The organism is Synergistota bacterium (genome assembly GCA_021159885.1).
GTDB lineage: Bacteria > Synergistota > GBS-1 > GBS-1 > GBS-1 > AUK310.
This window is the reverse complement of the sequence record JAGHDO010000079.1, coordinates 19,688-35,922: the sequence shown is the minus strand read 5'-3', so window position 1 is coordinate 35,922 and position 16,235 is coordinate 19,688. Positions and strand designations below refer to the sequence as shown.

Below are 16,235 nucleotides of genomic sequence, written 5' to 3'. Positions count from 1 at the left end.
GATCCTCTCTACTTTGCAGTGCTCATAGCGGTTAATCTTCAGATGTCATTCTTAACCCCACCGTTTGCTTATGCCATATTTTTCCTGAAGGGGGTAGCACCTCCAGAGGTAACCACAAAAGATATCTATAAGGGAGTTTTATCTTTCGTAAGCCTGCAAGCGATAGGATTAGCGCTCTGTATAATTTTCCCCCAAATAGTAACATGGTTCCCGAATGTAACCTTTAAGTAAGGAGTGAGATTAAAAAGGAGGAGAAAACTCATGAAGGAGGAAGTCAGAACCTCTTCCGTTGAGTGCAAGGGCGGAAGACTTATTGTGGGGAGAATCCTTCCCGGAACCGATCTTATAGAAGGAGTCCTTAATATATGCAGAAAGCATGGCTTGGAAAGTGGCAGTATAGATGTAATGCTTGGAAGCTTGAGAAAGTTTACTTTCGTGTACGCCGTAAAGGACGAAACTAAGAAGCTCAAAACCAGATATTGCGAACCGGTATCTGTTGAGGGACCCTTGGAATTCCTTTGCGGAAACGGAATTATAGGGAAGGATGGTAGAGGAGAAGTGGTTGTCCATCTCCATGGGATAGTTTCAGATGAAAGAAGGAAGATTCATGCAGGACATATAGTAAAAGGAGGAAATCCTGTTTTAGCCACCATAGAATTGGTTATAAGGGAACTTCCAGATATAGAGATAAGGAGAGAGCTCGACGAGGAAACGGAGTTTCCCTTATTTAAATTCAATAGAAAGAGGAGCTGAGATAAAATGATAAGCTTTTCAAATAAGGTTGCGTTAATAACGGGGGGCGGTAGAGGCATAGGACGCGTTACCGCCCTTCTTTTTTCTCAATTAGGAGCTTCAGTTGTAATCTTGGAGCTCCTTGAGAGAGAAGGTAAAGAAACACTCAAACAAATAGAATCAAATGGAGGAAGGGGAATTTTCATCAAAACCGATGTATCAAATATAGAAAGCGTTAGGAAAGCGATAGCGATTACGCTTGAAAAGTATGGCAAAATAGACATCCTCGTTAATAACGCCGGCATAGTTTATACGAAGCCGTTTGTGGAATGCACTCCCGAAGAGTGGGAAAGAGTCATAGCTGTCAACCTAATGGGCGTTTTTAACACATGTCTTGAGGTTTTTCCCCACATGATAAAGCAAAAAAGCGGAAAGATCGTAAACGTGGCCTCCATCGCTGGGAAAAGAGGGGGAGGAATATTCGGAAATGCCATATACTCGGCTTCTAAGGGAGGGGTAATAGCCTTTACTAAAGCGTTAGCAAGAGAAGGTGGGCCCCACGGCATAAACGTCAATGCCGTATGCCCGGGACCCACTGAAACCAAAATGCTAAGTGGACTACCAAATGATAAGCGCAAGGCCCTCATAGAAAACATACCCTTGCGTCAATTCGGAAAACCCGAAAACGTGGCTCATGCTATCATTTTCCTTTCATCTGAAATGGCAAACCACATAACAGGCGAAATCATGGATGTAGATGGAGGATTAACTATGGACTAAGGCCTGAGAAGTATCTTCCCACACTCTCCTTTTTCCATAAGCTCCATAGCCTCTTCGAATCTCTCGAGCGGAAGTTCATGGGTAATTATGGGATCAATGTTCAGCTTTCCGTTCTGAAGAAGCTCTCTGACCTTCCACCAAGTGGAGAAGATCTTTCTTCCGCTTATTCCATAAACTCTCGCTGCTTTAAACACCAAACTTGAGTTCAATTCAAGCGTTATCTCCCTGCTGAAGAGCCCAACGAGACTCACCCTTCCCCCCTTAGATAGCGCATTTAGTCCCTGAATAAGCGCGTTAGTCGAACCGGAACACTCTATAACGACATCTACCCCATCTCCTCCAGTATCTTCCATAATTTTCTCAACCGGATCAATGCTCCGAGGATCGAGGAGAACATCCGCTCCTACCTCTTTCGCAATGGAAAGCCTATATTCCTTTACATCGCTCGCGTATACCTTGCTTGCTCCAGAAGTCTTGGCCACTGAAATGGCAAAAAGTCCTATAGGACCACAGCCAGTAACAAAGACGGTTTTCCCAGAAACATCTTCTGCCAAAACGCCTTCGAGAGCAACGCCAAGTGGTTCCTCAACAGCACAATGCTTAAGTGGAATATTTTCAGGATTTTTCCAAAGAACCCTTTCAGGGACTACTATGTATTCCGCAAAGGAGCCGGGCGTGGTAACACCAAGTATTTTCATAAATCTGCATATACCCTCATTACCGGTTAAGCACTGCTTACATCTCCCACAGAATATATGCGTTTCTGCTGAAACGATGTCCCCCACTCTAACACGGCTTACTCCAGGCCCCAGTTCAACAACCTCCCCCACGAACTCATGCCCCAATATATGGGGAAGTTTAACGTTTTCCTGAGCCCATGAGTTCCAAGTATAGATATGATGATCGGTACCACAAATAGCAGTATAAATAACCTTAACGAGAGCTTCGCCCTCTCCTGGCTTGGGAATATCGACCTCAACCAAGCGAGCGCCCGTTCCCTCGCTATCTTTTAATAAGGCTTTCATCCTTCCAGTCAAAAAATACCACCTCCTTTTTAAAGCTAATTTAGATTATACCATTTATAACTTCATTTTTGAGGGGTTGCTACATAGAAAAATTTAAGATAAAATTTAAACGGCTAAACTTGAGCGAGGAGGTGGCGTTTCAAAGATGGGGATGGATCTCCTATCGCTATATGAGACTATGGTTAAAATTAGGCTTTTCGATACGAAAGCTGAAGAACTGTTTCTTGAAGGCAAGATCCCCGGATTTATCCACTCTTATGTCGGGGAGGAAGCCATCGCAACGGGCGTATCAGCAAATCTAAGGCCAGATGATTATATTACAAGCACACACAGAGGACATGGACATATGATAGCCAAGGGCGCTGATGTAAAGAAAATGATGGCAGAACTATATGGGAAGAAAACGGGGTATTGCAAGGGCAAGGGAGGTTCCATGCACATAATGGACTTTTCGTTGGGAGTTCTTGGAGCAAACGGGGTGGTTGGAGGTGGCATTCCGATAGCAGTGGGCGCAGGGATGTCTATAAAGCTCGTCAAAAAGAGCGATCAGGTAGTGGTATGCTACTTTGGAGATGGAGCCTCAAATAGAGGAACGTTTCACGAGGGATTAAACTGGGCATCGGTTTATAAGCTACCTGTAATCTTTGTTTGCGAGAATAATATGTATGCATCAACGGCTTATATGCCTGAGACTACTTCCGTTCAGGACATATCCTCAAGAGCAGTGGCTTATAACATGCCCGGAATCGCCGTAGACGGAAACGACGTTCTTGCTGTGTATGAAGCAGCAAAGGAGGCAATAGAAAGAGCACGTAAAGGAGAGGGCCCAACGCTTATAGAAGCTAAAACTTACAGATTAAAGGGGCATTTCGTCGGAGATCCCGAGCTCTATAGAAGCAAGGAAGAGGTAAAGAAATTCTGGGAAAAAGAACCAATAGGCAGATTTGAAAAGCTTCTATTCGAGAAGGGCATTCTCACGGAAATCAAGAAGAAAGAGATATGGGACAAGATAAAGAACGAAATCGAAGAGGCCGTTAAATTTGCTGAAAAAAGCGAATTTCCCCCACCTGAAGATGCTTTAACCGATATGTTCATCGATGACAGAAAATATGATTACTAAGGGGGGGAGAAAAGATGAGAGAGATTACCTTTTCTGAAGCTATTTGTGAAGCCATAAGGGAGGAAATGGAAAAGAACCCAGCTATCTTTACCTATGGAGAGGATATAGCCAAACAGGGAGGAATATTTGGAACCTACAAATGTATTCTTGGAAAGTTCAAGGAAAAGGTTATAGATACTCCTATATCGGAGGAGGTAATCTACGGCTCAGCCGTGGGAGCAGCTCTTGCTGGAGGAAGACCCATAGTCGAATTTCATTTCGCGGATTTTCTCTTCACTGGAATGTGCTCTATAGTTAATCAGATAATGAAGATAAGATACATGTCCGGGGGCCAGGGAAAGCTTCCAATAATACTTAGAGGTCCCGATGGCGTGGCAAGATCGGCAGCCGCACATCATTCACAGTCTATAGAAACCGTGTTTATGCACATACCAGGAATAAAAGTGGTAATTCCATCAACCCCATATGATGCTAAAGGTCTAATGAAAACAGCTTTAAGAAGCGATGACCCCGTTATATTCTTCGAGCATAAGAGATTGTACAAGACCAAAGGTCCAGTTCCCGAAGAAGAATATCTAATTCCCTTCGGTGAGGCAGACATAAAAAGAGAGGGAGACGACGTAACCGTTATAGCAACATCGAGAATGGTCTTGGAATCGCTTGAAGCAGCGAAGGAACTCGAAGAAGAGGGAATAAGCGTGGAGGTTATAGATTTGAGAACTCTCGTACCATGGGATAAGGAAACCGTTGTAAAATCCATTAAGAAAACGCACAAGGCGGTAATCGCACACGAAACGTGGAAAAGAGCTGGATGGGGAGCCGAAGTAGCTTCTACCATATATGAAGAAGCTTTTGAATACCTTGACGCTCCCATCAAAAGAGTAGGAGCTAAGAACGTTCCTCACCCATTCTCTCCGCCATTAGAGGAAGCAGTAGTTCCGGACAAGAGAGACGTAGTAAATGCAATAAAGGAGGTTTTAGAAAATGTATGAGCTTTTAATGCCAAAGCTCGGCCTGACCATGGAGGAGGGAAAGGTTGAAAATTGGCTTAAAAAGGAAGGAGACGAGGTTAAAAAAGGCGAACCTATCGTAGAGATCTCTACCGAGAAGATAACCAACACCATAGACAGCCCCGTCGATGGAATAGTAGCAAAAATACTCGTGAAAGAAGGAGAAACGGCAAAAGTTGGAACTCCAATAGCGCTTATCGCGCTTACAAAATCCGAATACGAAGCTTACAAGGAAAAGGAGGAAACAGTAGGAGAGAAAGAAGAAAAAAAAGAAGAGAAAAGAATAGAGATGGAGGAGAAAATAAACGCATCCCCGCTCGCTAAAAGAATAGCCAGAGAGAAAGGCATCGATCTGAGGCTTGTTAAGGGAACCGGAGAAGGAAGAAGGATCACCAAGCAGGACGTTCTAAATTATATTGCTTCCCTTGAGAAGAAAGAAGAAAAACCGGGCTTTAAAGAAATTCCCTTAAGTGGTATACGAAGAACTATCGCAGAGAGGCTGTCTAAGTCGTTCCATAGCGTCGTCCCCGTAACGGAAACGATGGAAATAGATGTAAGCAAGCTTCTAAAAAAATTTGCAGAGTTAAAGGAAAATTCGAGCGTGAAAATAAGCTTAACCGCCGTATTCGTTAAACTCATAGCCAATCTTCTCACAGAGTTTCCGGAGTTTAACGCTCACTTCGATGGAGAAAAGATACGCATATATGATGATGTTAATATGGGCGTTGCATTCGATACACCGGATGGTTTACTTGTCCCTGTTATAAGAAAAGCAAACGAGAAATCAATTGAGGAAATAGCCAAGGAAATCCTTAACATGGCGGAAAAGGTAAAAAGCAAAAAGTACACATTAGATGATATAACGGGATCCACGTTTACGATAACCAATCTTGGTATGATCGATATAGATATATTTACTCCAGTTATAAATCCACCGGAGGTTGCCATACTCGGCATAGGTAGAACAAGAAAGGTTCCCGAGCTCACAGAGAACGGCATAAAGTTCACTGAGAAGATTTGGTTCTCCCTTACTTTCGACCACAGGGTAATAGATGGCGCTCCCGCAGCGAGATTTTTAAAGAGACTCGCAGAACTCTGCAGCAATCCAGACCTACAATAAGCGCCTGTTTTTTAACCTGAAAATTCCTACCAGCCCTTGAGGACAGAACCTTAGCATGAGAAGTAAAAGAACGCTGTAGAGAAGAAGCCTATACTCTGCTACAGGTCTTAAAAATTCCGGTAAAGCTCCGAGGATAAAGGCTCCCAGAACGCTTCCTCTCACAGTCCCCACCCCCCCGAAAACGAGCATGGATAAAAAGGTCACAGATAAGGGGAAGCCGAAGTCCTCGGAGCTTATAAATCCCATAAAATGAGCATAGAGCGAACCAGCCATTCCTGCATATGCGCTACCCAGCACGAAAGCCATAAGCTTAAACCTTTTGGGATTTATACCAATAACACTCGCTGCTATTTCATCCTCCCTCATAGCTTCAGAAGCGAGGCCAGCCCATGAACGATGAAATCTCAGAGATATCAAAATGCTTATAACAAACAGGACAAGGACAAGTGCGAAGTAGTACTCCCCTCTCAAGATAAAGTTTCCTATCTTGGGCCTTGGAATCCCTCCTATCCCAAGAGCTCCTCCAAAGAAAGGCACGTAAAGGAAAATTGCCTGAACAATGAAGTTTATACCTATGGTGGTTATGGCAAGGAAATCATCCTTAACTCTTAGACTTGGTAAACCAAGCAGAAAGCCAATAGCTCCAGAAATCAATATCGCCAGGGGGAGACATAACCAAAAGGGGAGATGAGCCTTAGTTGCCAGAAGAGCAGAGGCATACGCGCCTATTCCCATAAAAGCAGCGTGTCCTAAAGATATCTGCCCCGCATACCCCAGAATCACATTTAGGCCAAGAACGGAAATGGCACTTATCAGAAGCATCGTCAGAACGGTAAAAACATATCCCATCCGCTATCTCCTCCCTCCGAAAAGTCCCTGAGGTTTGATAAGAAGAAAGATTATCATAGCTATAAAAGCAAGGGCATCCCTTGGAAGAGGTATTTTAGCATACCCAATAAGCAAAGTCTCTGCTACCCCCAAGAGAAGAGAGGCTATAACCGCCCCTGGAACGCTTCCCAGCCCTCCCACGACTATTAAAGCAAGAGATTTATAAGCAGGCATGTTCCCCATCGCAGGGTAAACTTGATTATAGTTTACCCCCACGAGAATCCCAGCCAAGGCTGCAAATGCGGAACCCAAAGCAAAGGTCAAAGCTACCACCATCCTGGAATTTATTCCTATGGATTCAGCCATCTCAAGATCTTGACTGGTAGCGCGCATCATAAGTCCAAAACTCGTTTTAGAGCTTATAAACCACTGGAAGATAAGTATAAGAGCGGTGGCGATGAAAATCAAAAGCTGAATTGACGATATGAATACGCCTCCGATTTTAATCGAAGGCAGTGAAATATGCGCAGGAAACGACCTCGGATAGGGTCCAGCTATCAAACGGCAAATTTCTCCTACCGCCAGAAAAAGAGCTATTCCAGCTATTAACGGAACAAAGGGGGGGAACTTCAAAAGAGGATAGTAAACGAATCTCTGAATAGCTATGCCTATTAGAGCGCATATAGCCATAGAGAAAATCGCTGAAAGAACAAAACTTTTGGTTTGAAAAAAGAAAAAAAGACCAAGATAAGCCCCTATGGTATAAACCCCAGCATGGGCAACATGAAGTATCCTCAATATTCCATACACCATGGCTAATCCCATGGTTATAAGAGCGTATATACTGCCTATAGATATGCCATTAACTATCTGCTGCCACAACAATGCTAATCCCCTCCCTTAATGAGAAAGAGAATGGAAAGAATGATCAAACCGCCCCCGAGGAAATGATTCCACCCTGGTTTTTCAGAGAAGAATATAAAAGCCAGCGTACTCGTTATGGGAATTTCAGAGAGGGATGCTATGCTTGCCATTCCAGCTTCGAGGTATTTAAACGAAAGCAGGAAAAACATGTAGGGGAGAAAAGTTGAAATAAAGCTAAGACCAATTATGTATTTAAAATCGGATGCCTCGGGAAGCGAAACACCTTCCACAGAAGCCATAACTAAGAAAAGAAAAACCGTTCCAAAGAAAAATCCCCAGAAAAGGGTCTTAAAGCTGTCAACCTTTCCAGAAAATCTCCTTCCTATAAGAGCATAAGCCGCGTTTCCCACCGCTGATAGAAAGCCCCAAGCATATCCTATTAGGGAAAATGAGATATTCCACCCCAGAAGGATAACTATACCGAGCATGGAAATTGAAAGCGAGATAAGCTTCCTTCCGGTTATTCTTTCCTTAAGAAACACCCTTGCAAGTAGCACCACGAGAGATGGGAAAGTATAAAGCATTAAAAGAGCGGTTGCTATTTTTACGTATCTTATCGCCGACAAATATCCGAGATAGTTAAAACCTATTCCAGCGATTCCGAGAAGAAAATAAAAAACAAAATCCTTTCGCTCTATTCCATCAAACGGGTTTTTTCCTGAAAACGCAAGGTAGAAACCCGCTATAAGGCAGGCGAAGAGAGCTCTCCAGAAAACGACCGCATATGGAGACATCCCTGCCTTCATAAGGAATCTCCCAAAGATAGCCACGTTAGCCCAGCAAAAAGCAGCTAAGATAACATATAAATATCCTCTAAGCTTTCCCTCAGAGTAATCCACCTACAGAATCCTCCACCTCACGGAGAAATTCTTCTCCTCTCAAAAGCTCTTCAGCTTTCGCTATTTCGAGATAAAGAGGGACATCTTCAATAAGAAATGGTATTATTTCCCTCACAAGAGAGTGTGCTACTCTCGTTCCCTTCCCAGGTTTCAACGGTTTTCTAAAATCTATTCCCTGGCAAGAAGCAAGAATTTCAATCGAAAGTACCTTATAAAGATTATCAACTACTTTAAGAAGCTTCAAAGCTGAATTCATGCCCATGCTTACATGATCCTCTTGATTAGCAGATGTCGGAATAGAATCCACACTTGCAGGATGAGATAAAACCTTATTTTCAGACGCTAAAGCAGCGGCTACGTACTGAGCTATCATAAACCCAGAGTTTACCCCTTTCGAAAAGACAAGGAAGTCCGGAAGACCGCTTAAGTGTCCATCAACTAACCGAGCTACTCTACGCTCTGAGATATTCGCTACTTCAGAAAGTGCTATGGAAAGAAAATCCATGCTTAAAGCCAATGGTTCACCATGAAAGTTCCCCCCGGATATTACATCTCCACTTTCGGGGAAAACTATAGGATTATCTGTAACGGAGTTAAACTCCCTTTCGAGAACGCTCCTAACAAAGGAAGCCACATCCCTCGATGCTCCATGAACCTGCGGAGAACATCTTAAAGAGTAGGCATCCTGGACTCTTTCCCTTTGCGTTCCATATATAATTTCACTTTCCTGAATAAGCTTAAGCACATTAGAAGCACAAGCCATTTGCCCAGGATGCGGGCGAAGCTTATGTATCCTCGGATCAAAAGCATCGGGGACACCCTCTAAAGCTTCAAGGCTTAGAGAAAGTGCCAGATCAGCAAGCTTAAAGAGCCTAAAAGCCTCATTAAGCGCAAGAGCTCCAACCGCTGCCATTACCGGTGTTCCATTTATGAGGGCTATACCTTCTTTAGCTTCGAAAACAATTGGAGGCAGGAGCTCCTCCTTCAATGCAAGAGAGGCCGGTATACGTTTGCCCTTATAAAAGACCTCTCCCTCTCCCATCATAGTCAAAGCTATATGAGCTAAGGGGGCAAGATCCCCGCTCGCACCCACAGATCCCTTCGTTGGCACGACGGGACAAATATCCCTATTTATCATCTCAGCTAAGAACTCTAAGATCTCATATCTAACGCCAGAAAACCCCTTAGCAAGCGTATTTAACCTCAAAAGCATAGCTCCCCTAACTATCTCAGGAGGGAAGGGATCTCCGACACCACATGAATGGCTTCGTATAAGATTTCTCTGGAGCTCCCTTACCTTCTCCGGAGGAATAAGAATCCTCGCAAGATCTCCAAAACCAGTGGTAATACCGTAAATAACCTTACGCAACTCTATCGCTTGCTCTATTACCCCTCTGGATCTTTCTACCTTTTCCTTGACATCATTAGTTAATTTCACCTTCCATCCATATTTAGCCACTCTCACCAGATCTTCCAAGCGAAGACTTTCCCCATCGACGAGAATTTCCCCCATTGCATGACCCCCTTTATGAAACAATGAATCTATTTTCTGTTCCACAGAAAGAACACTTGTTGCCTTCCAAATTATTCTCAAGTATAACGTATCCCCTCCTCCTAACAAGCGCACTTCCACAGTTTAAGCAATATGTGGTCTCATATCTCTCCTCCCAGAGATTGCCAAGATAAACGTATGGCATCTTTTCTCTGGCTATCTCGTACGCTCTATAAAGCCTTGAAATGGGAGTGGGAGGATTATTCATTTTATACTGAGGGAAATAACGGGAAAAATGCAGAGGAATGAGAGGATCTATCTCAGAGATCATACTAACGATGCTTTTTATATCCTCGTCTGAATCATTCTCTCCCGTTATAAGCAGATTAGTTACTTCAACGAGGCAGGAATTATTGGCAAGCTCTATCGTCCTTAAAACTGGCTCAACCTTCCCCCCGCAGAGTCTTACATAAAAATCATCACTTGATGCTTTAAGGTCAACATTCATCGCATCCACGAAGGGGAGCAGTTCCTTCAAAGGCTCTTCTTCTATAAATCCATTAGTAACAAGAACATTTTTCAAGCCCTTTTCTTTGGCAAGCTTGGCGGTATCAAGCACAAACTCATACCATATTATTGGCTCGTTATAGGTATACGCTATGCCAATGCTTCTATAATCTAAGGCAACTTCGACCACCCTCTCAGGGGATATATATTCCGTTCTCACATCGCCTCTAACAAGATGCCAGTTCTGACAAAACTTACAGGAAAAGTTACAATAAATGGTTCCCAAGGATAGTATTTCACTTCCCGGGAAAAAGTGGAAAAGAGGTTTTTTTTCTATGGGATCCATATTTACGGCAGAGCACTCCCCATATATAAGGGAAAACAGGATACCATCCCTATTCTCCCTTGCCTTGCACAGCCCCACGGCGCCCGGTGGTATAACGCAACCATGGGGACATAAGCGACACTTAACCTCTCCGCCTTTGAGCTTTTCGAAAAACAGCGCCTCCTTAAGAGCCATTCTCATCTATACCTCCTAACCCTAAATCTGTATATCTTAATAGGCTCTCCAGGAAATATTCCCGCCTTTCTTGAAGCTATCGAGATTTGTTCTTCCACCGAGTCAACTCCTTCAAGATCAGGAAGCAAAAGTCCCCTTCTTCCATCCGGCGCTTCTACTATGACACCATAAATCTTGGGGTCAAGCTCACCTATATCACTAACGGGTTCAGGTTCACTCAAGATATCCACAGAATATTCAAGAAGAGGAAGCTCTTCCTCTCTCACAGGCTCAAAACGCGGATCTTCACTACAAGCAGCTATTGCATTTCTTATGACTTCCTCAGCAACGTTTTCACATGCGGGAAGAAAAGTTCCTATGCATCCCCTTAAGCGTCCTCTCTTTTTAAGCGAAACAAACACTCCCGCTCGTTCCCTCATCTCTGGTGTGAGTTCCGAGGGAGGAGAAATAATCTTTCCACACCTGACATAAGCTTCAACGGCATCTCGAGCAAGTCTAACTAATGGATGCTCCTTCTTAGACAACCTCTCAAGAGGTTGAAACATCGCAACACAATAGCCAACCCCAAAAGGACCTTCATACGAAAGCACCTCCGTTCTAACCTTCCATTCGTCGAGAGCTCCGAAGAGCATGACAAGAGACCTGTATCCACACTCTCCAGCCTCTTCAAGGAAATACGGATCCATCTTAAGAAGCGCTTCAGCATCGAATTCTTCAATTATACGAACTATCTCTTTATCGAATTCCTTTCCACGAGGAGAATACCCTGCAGGTGCATCATAAGTAAGTCTATGAGAAAGATCTCCACTTGCAATTAAAACCGTAGAAGAGGGATCGCACTCCACTATTCCATTGATAAATCTACCAATCTCATAAAGCTCTCTTGGAGAAAGAAAAGCAATGGTTAAAACGATTATAGGAACGTCAGATGTTAAACCAAATATGTAATACAGAGGAACAAGAGTGGCATGATCAAGACGATGGCTTCTTACTGCTCTCAACGGTATATCTGATTCCTTTGCCTTCTCAAGGAGAAAATAAGCAAACTCTTTATCCCCTGGGTACGAGAAATCGGTAGGACCTCCAAACTGCCTAAGACTTCCTCGATATATATCGGAAACGAGAACGCCCACAGCATCCTCGAGAACTACATTGTGAGGAGTTATGATTATCAATCTTGAAGGGTTTAGATCCTTTATCCTGCGTGCAAGCTTCTTCATAGAATCCACCGTTCTCTTAACTTGGGAAAGGTGTGGTCCTCCCACTTCCGGAACTATAATGGGAGGATGTGGAACTAAAGCCCCCAAGGCAAGTCCCACTTTAAAACACCTCCTTTCTTCGCTCAAAGAAGGAGCATAGCATCGCCAAAGCTATAAAGGCGATACCTTTCCCTTAAGGCTATTTCATATGCCTTCTTCAAAAACGCCTCTCCCGCAAAAGCTGAAACGAGAGCTAACAGAGTGGTCCTTGGAAGATGAAAATTCGTTATGAGAGCTTTCACCACTTTGAACCTATACCCTGGAAGGATAAACAAATCCGTCCACCCGCTTCCTGGAGATATAAAGCCATCTGCATCGGCTATTCCTTCAAGCACTCTCGTAGTGGTAGTACCAACGGCAATCACCCTTCTTCCCTCACTTAAAGCACTATTAACCTCATGGGCACATTCTTCAGAAACCTCGTAATATTCCGGTGGAACCCTGTGTTTCCTTATATCCCCTCTTACGGGCAAAAATGTTGCCGCACCTACATGAAGCACTAAAAAAGCCAGCCTTATTCCCCGCGCTTTAAGCTTATTCAAAAGCCTTTCAGTAAAGTGGAACCCCGCGGTGGGCGCAGCAACAGATCCAGAAACATGAGCATACACCGTTTGATAAAGCTTTGGATCTTTCACTTTTTTCTTTATATATGGAGGTGTGGGGACATCCCCAAGCTTCTCGAGCAAGCTCATAAAATCATTACCTTCATATGAGAACCTAACTCTTCTGAAGCCCCCCTCAAGAACCCCTTCAACCACACAGCTTAATTCACCTTTATTCCCAAACTCGATTTCAACACCAACTTTAAGGCGCTTAGCGGGCTTAGCCATGACTTCCCACAGATCATCCTCAAGCCTCCTTATAAGCAGAATCTCAATCTTTGCTCCTCCATTTCTTTTTATTCCGGGAAGGCGAGCCTTTATTACCCTGCTTTTGTTAAAAACAAGAAGGTCTCCTTCCTTAAGGAATCGAGGAAGCATATAAAACCTCGCATGCTCTATCAGAGAGTCATCCCTTCTTAAAACCATTAACCTCGACGAATCACGCGGATTAGCAGGTTCCTGAGCTATAAGCTCCTCTGGAAGATCGTAATCGAAAAACCTCACTCACCTCCTTAAGAGGATATTTAAAACAACTGTTAAAATCAGGCTAATTATAATACTCGTAACTATGGGGAAATAAAATACCATTCCTTTTCTTTCAACATATATATCTCCTGGAAGCCGCCCAAGAAAAGGTATCTTAGGAGCGAATGTTAGAAACAGACCAACAACGGCAATTATAACTCCAAACAGTATCAAGGTTTTACCTAAGGATTCCATCGCAACCCCTCCTTTTCCATAGCTCATAAGCCCTTTGGGTTGCCACACGCCCCCTTCTAGTCCGCTCCAGAAATCCCATTCTCAGGAGATAGGGTTCATGAACCTCCGATATGGTCTCCGGCTCCTCGTTTAAAGCAGCGGCAAGCGTTTCTATACCTACAGGTCCTCCTCCAAACTTTTCTATAATAGTAGAAAGAAGTCTCCGATCCGAGGCATCCAGACCATAATCATCTACCTCATAAAATCTAAGAGCTTCAAGAGCTAATTCTCTATCTATACAAGATTTTCCTTTTACCTCGGCGTAATCTCTAATCCTTTTAAGAAGCCTGTTAACTACTCGAGGCGTTCCCCTTCCTCTAAAAGCTATCTCCTTAGCGGCTTCTTCGGCAAGCTCCACACCAAGTATCGTAGCTGAACGCATTGCTATTTTTGAAAGTTCCTCCATAGGATAAAAGTCGACTTTTTCTATAACTCCGAATCTGCTCCTCAAAGCGCCAGTAAGAAGGCCAAGCCTCGTTGTAGCACCAATGAGAGTGAACGAAGGTAGATCTATTCTCACGGTTCTCGCCATAATCCCCTTACCTATCACTACATCTATTCTGAAATCCTCCATGGCAGAGTAAAGCATTTCCTCACATGAGCGAGGTATCCTGTGAATCTCATCTATAAAAAGCACGCTCCCCCTTTCAAGCCCGCTAAGAATTGAGGCAAGATCCCCAGCACGAGTAATGGAAGGTCCGCTAATTTGGATGAACGGCGAAAGCAGCTCATAAGCTATGATGCTCGCCAGCGTGGTCTTGCCTAAACCGGGTGGACCATAAAAAAGTATGTGATCTGGAACATCCCCCCTCCTCTTAGAAGCTTCTATCAACAAATAGAGCTTTTTTTTAAGATTCTCCTGACCTATAAAATCGCTTAGAGTCCTGGGCCTTAAGGGTCTTTCCCACGCTTTTTCCACCACTTTAAACATCTCCTCTTAAAATAATCAACGCTTTTTTAATAAGCTCTTCCACATTTTCAGATTCAATTCCAGTTTCAAGAAGCTTGGAAATAGCGAAACTAACTTCTCGATCATTATATCCAAGGTTTAAAAGCGCCTCTCTTACATCTGCAAATGATCCTCTATTTCTGAGTAACTCCCCTTTAAGCTCAAAAACTACTCTTTTAGCCCTTTTCTCTCCAACCCTTGGTATCGAGGAAAGAGCTGAAACATCGTCCCTTTCCAAAATCCTAAAGAACTCCTTAGCGGAAAGCCTATTAAGTATCTCGAAAGAAACCCTCGTTCCTATCTTTGCCACGCTAAGAAGTCTCTCAAAAAGATCTCTATCTTCTCTATTCAGGAAGCCAAAAAGCTCAAGCTTATCCGATTTATAATTCAGATAAACGTAAAAAACCGCCTCTTCTCCTATCGCCACGGAGGAGGAATCCCGCTCAGGTACAAAGATCCTGAATCCGAGACCGCCTACATCTAACAAAATAAGATTATCCTTTTTCTCTACAGCTTTTCCCCTTAAATACTCAAACATCTTAAGTGCCTCTTTAAAAGGATCAATCCGCACAGAGCGAGGGCTATGGCATCTGCCTCGTGAGAAGTAGAGGGTGAAAAACCATATATTCTTCTTAAAACTAAGCTTAGCCCCTCCTTAGAAGCTCCACCCCAGCTGGTGATAGCCTTTTTCAGCTCGAGAGGGGTCATTTCCTTAACATCGATGCCTCTCTGAGCACATAAAAGCAAAATAACACCTCTTACTTCGCCTATTTGCATCGCGCTTTTAGCGTTTCTTGCAAAGAAAACACTTTCAATACATAGGAGCTCAGGCTTAAACCTCTCTATTTCGTCGCTCAGCCTGTCATATATAAGCTTGAGCCTGTCTCCCTTAGGAAGCTCCGAGGAGGTATATATAGTACCGGTTTTTAGAAGCGTGGGGCCTTTCTCCAGAAAAGCATAGCCAAGCTCCCTTAAGCCCGGATCAATTCCCAAAACTATCACGCTGCTACGCCCATTCTCTCAATTATCTCATCGGGTATGTCAAAATTAGCATATACATGCTGAACGTCATCGTGATCCTCAAGTGCTTCCATAAGTTTAAGCATCCTCACTGCCTCATCCCCCTCAAGACGTGTGGTGCTTTTAGGAAGCATCGTTACCTCAGCCCTTAGCGGTCTAAGATTAGCCTTTTCAAAAGCCTCTCTTACTCCCATAAAATCCTTTGGGTCGGTTAAAACTTCAACGGTACCATCGTCATTGACTTTAACATCTTCAGCCCCAGCTTCTATTGCTATCTCCATTACCTGATCCTCATCAACTCCCTCAAAGGTGAGAACGCCTTTTCTTTCGAAAACCCAGCTTACACATCCAGCTTCACCAAGATTCCCTCCATATTTGCTGAATATATGCCTTATCTCAGCGGTAGTTCTATTTCTGTTATCCGTCATCGCCTCAACTAAAACAGCAACTCCTCCAGGACCATATCCTTCATAGCTAACTTCTTCATACGACGCTCCTGGTATTTCTCCGGTCCCGCGCTGAATAGCTCTTTTTATGTTCTCAGAGGGCATGTTAACCTCTCTCGCCCATTGGATGGCGAGTCTCAAACGAGAATTTTTATCAGGATCGCCTCCTCCTTCACGCGCAGCAGTTATTATAGCCCTTATAACCTTAGCAAATATTTTCCCTTTTTTGGCATCCACTTGAGCCTTTCTATGCCTTATATTTGCCCATTTAGAATGACCTGCCATTTCCATGCACCTCCCCTA

General features: G+C 43.6%; 19 protein-coding genes. 6 read left to right on the top strand and 13 right to left on the bottom strand.

What is annotated here, in order from left to right; genetic code table 11:
- From J7M13_08100 to J7M13_08090, 3 genes are all read left to right on the top strand, one after another.
- On the top strand, nt 1–231 hold a 231-nt coding region (locus J7M13_08100; GenBank protein ID MCD6363936.1), incomplete at its 5' end, for a TRAP transporter large permease subunit.
- A gap of 30 nt (nt 232–261) precedes the next feature.
- Nucleotides 262–753, top strand: coding sequence for a DNA-binding protein (locus tag J7M13_08095; GenBank protein MCD6363935.1), 492 nt, complete (start codon nt 262–264; stop codon nt 751–753).
- A gap of 6 nt (nt 754–759) precedes the next feature.
- The gene (locus J7M13_08090; protein MCD6363934.1) at nt 760–1,512 is read left to right on the top strand and encodes an SDR family oxidoreductase; all 753 of its coding nucleotides are present in this window, start codon (nt 760–762) and stop codon (nt 1,510–1,512) included.
- On the opposite strand, the gene tdh is transcribed toward J7M13_08090, so the two are convergent.
- A complete protein-coding gene (gene tdh / locus J7M13_08085; GenBank protein ID MCD6363933.1) occupies nt 1,509–2,549 on the bottom strand; it encodes an L-threonine 3-dehydrogenase in 1,041 nt (346 codons plus the stop codon). The two genes, J7M13_08090 and tdh, sit on opposite strands and share 4 nt — an antisense overlap.
- Before the next feature lie 133 nt (nt 2,550–2,682).
- Between tdh and J7M13_08080 the strand changes: the two genes are divergently transcribed.
- The 3 genes from J7M13_08080 to J7M13_08070 are packed head-to-tail and all read left to right on the top strand — an operon-like array spanning nt 2,683 to nt 5,787.
- Nucleotides 2,683–3,657, top strand: coding sequence for a thiamine pyrophosphate-dependent dehydrogenase E1 component subunit alpha (locus tag J7M13_08080; GenBank protein MCD6363932.1), 975 nt, complete (start codon nt 2,683–2,685; stop codon nt 3,655–3,657).
- 14 nt (nt 3,658–3,671) lie between these two features.
- Nucleotides 3,672–4,649 (top strand): alpha-ketoacid dehydrogenase subunit beta, encoded by a 978-nt coding sequence (locus tag J7M13_08075; GenBank protein ID MCD6363931.1) that lies wholly within the window; start codon nt 3,672–3,674, stop codon nt 4,647–4,649.
- The gene (locus J7M13_08070) at nt 4,642–5,787 is read left to right on the top strand and encodes a 2-oxo acid dehydrogenase subunit E2 (GenBank protein ID MCD6363930.1); all 1,146 of its coding nucleotides are present in this window, start codon (nt 4,642–4,644) and stop codon (nt 5,785–5,787) included. The genes J7M13_08075 and J7M13_08070 overlap by 8 nt, the downstream gene beginning before the upstream one ends.
- Here J7M13_08070 and J7M13_08065 read toward each other — a convergent pair.
- The 12 genes from J7M13_08065 to J7M13_08010 all read right to left on the bottom strand — a co-directional run bounded on the left by J7M13_08065 (nt 5,779) and on the right by J7M13_08010 (nt 16,217).
- A complete protein-coding gene (locus tag J7M13_08065) occupies nt 5,779–6,636 on the bottom strand; it encodes a branched-chain amino acid ABC transporter permease (protein ID MCD6363929.1) in 858 nt (285 codons plus the stop codon). The genes J7M13_08070 and J7M13_08065 overlap by 9 nt on opposite strands.
- Nucleotides 6,637–6,639: 3 nt before the next feature.
- Complete coding sequence (locus tag J7M13_08060; GenBank protein MCD6363928.1) at nt 6,640–7,440, bottom strand: branched-chain amino acid ABC transporter permease; 801 nt, start codon at nt 7,438–7,440, stop codon at nt 6,640–6,642.
- Between the two features lie 62 nt (nt 7,441–7,502).
- Nucleotides 7,503–8,378: an EamA family transporter gene (locus tag J7M13_08055; GenBank protein ID MCD6363927.1), complete on the bottom strand. Its 876-nt coding sequence runs from the start codon at nt 8,376–8,378 to the stop codon at nt 7,503–7,505.
- Nucleotides 8,365–9,891, bottom strand: coding sequence for a histidine ammonia-lyase (gene hutH / locus J7M13_08050; GenBank protein ID MCD6363926.1), 1,527 nt, complete (start codon nt 9,889–9,891; stop codon nt 8,365–8,367). The genes J7M13_08055 and hutH overlap by 14 nt, the downstream gene beginning before the upstream one ends.
- A 13-nt stretch (nt 9,892–9,904) precedes the next feature.
- Complete coding sequence (amrS, locus tag J7M13_08045; GenBank protein ID MCD6363925.1) at nt 9,905–10,897, bottom strand: AmmeMemoRadiSam system radical SAM enzyme; 993 nt, start codon at nt 10,895–10,897, stop codon at nt 9,905–9,907.
- 2 nt (nt 10,898–10,899) lie between these two features.
- Nucleotides 10,900–12,216: an AmmeMemoRadiSam system protein A gene (gene amrA / locus J7M13_08040; GenBank protein ID MCD6363924.1), complete on the bottom strand. Its 1,317-nt coding sequence runs from the start codon at nt 12,214–12,216 to the stop codon at nt 10,900–10,902.
- A gap of 23 nt (nt 12,217–12,239) precedes the next feature.
- Nucleotides 12,240–13,262, bottom strand: coding sequence for a tRNA preQ1(34) S-adenosylmethionine ribosyltransferase-isomerase QueA (gene queA, locus J7M13_08035; GenBank protein MCD6363923.1), 1,023 nt, complete (start codon nt 13,260–13,262; stop codon nt 12,240–12,242).
- The gene (locus tag J7M13_08030) at nt 13,263–13,478 is read right to left on the bottom strand and encodes a DUF2905 domain-containing protein (GenBank protein MCD6363922.1); all 216 of its coding nucleotides are present in this window, start codon (nt 13,476–13,478) and stop codon (nt 13,263–13,265) included.
- A complete protein-coding gene (gene ruvB, locus J7M13_08025) occupies nt 13,462–14,448 on the bottom strand; it encodes a Holliday junction branch migration DNA helicase RuvB (GenBank protein MCD6363921.1) in 987 nt (328 codons plus the stop codon). Before ruvB ends, J7M13_08030 begins: the two co-directional genes overlap by 17 nt.
- Entirely contained in the window at nt 14,441–15,004 is a 564-nt protein-coding gene (gene ruvA, locus J7M13_08020) for a Holliday junction branch migration protein RuvA (GenBank protein MCD6363920.1), read from the bottom strand. The genes ruvB and ruvA overlap by 8 nt, the downstream gene beginning before the upstream one ends.
- Complete coding sequence (locus J7M13_08015; protein ID MCD6363919.1) at nt 14,989–15,468, bottom strand: crossover junction endodeoxyribonuclease RuvC; 480 nt, start codon at nt 15,466–15,468, stop codon at nt 14,989–14,991. The genes ruvA and J7M13_08015 overlap by 16 nt, the downstream gene beginning before the upstream one ends.
- A complete protein-coding gene (locus J7M13_08010) occupies nt 15,465–16,217 on the bottom strand; it encodes a YebC/PmpR family DNA-binding transcriptional regulator (GenBank protein MCD6363918.1) in 753 nt (250 codons plus the stop codon). The genes J7M13_08015 and J7M13_08010 overlap by 4 nt, the downstream gene beginning before the upstream one ends.
- Nucleotides 16,218–16,235: the final 18 nt, after the last annotated feature.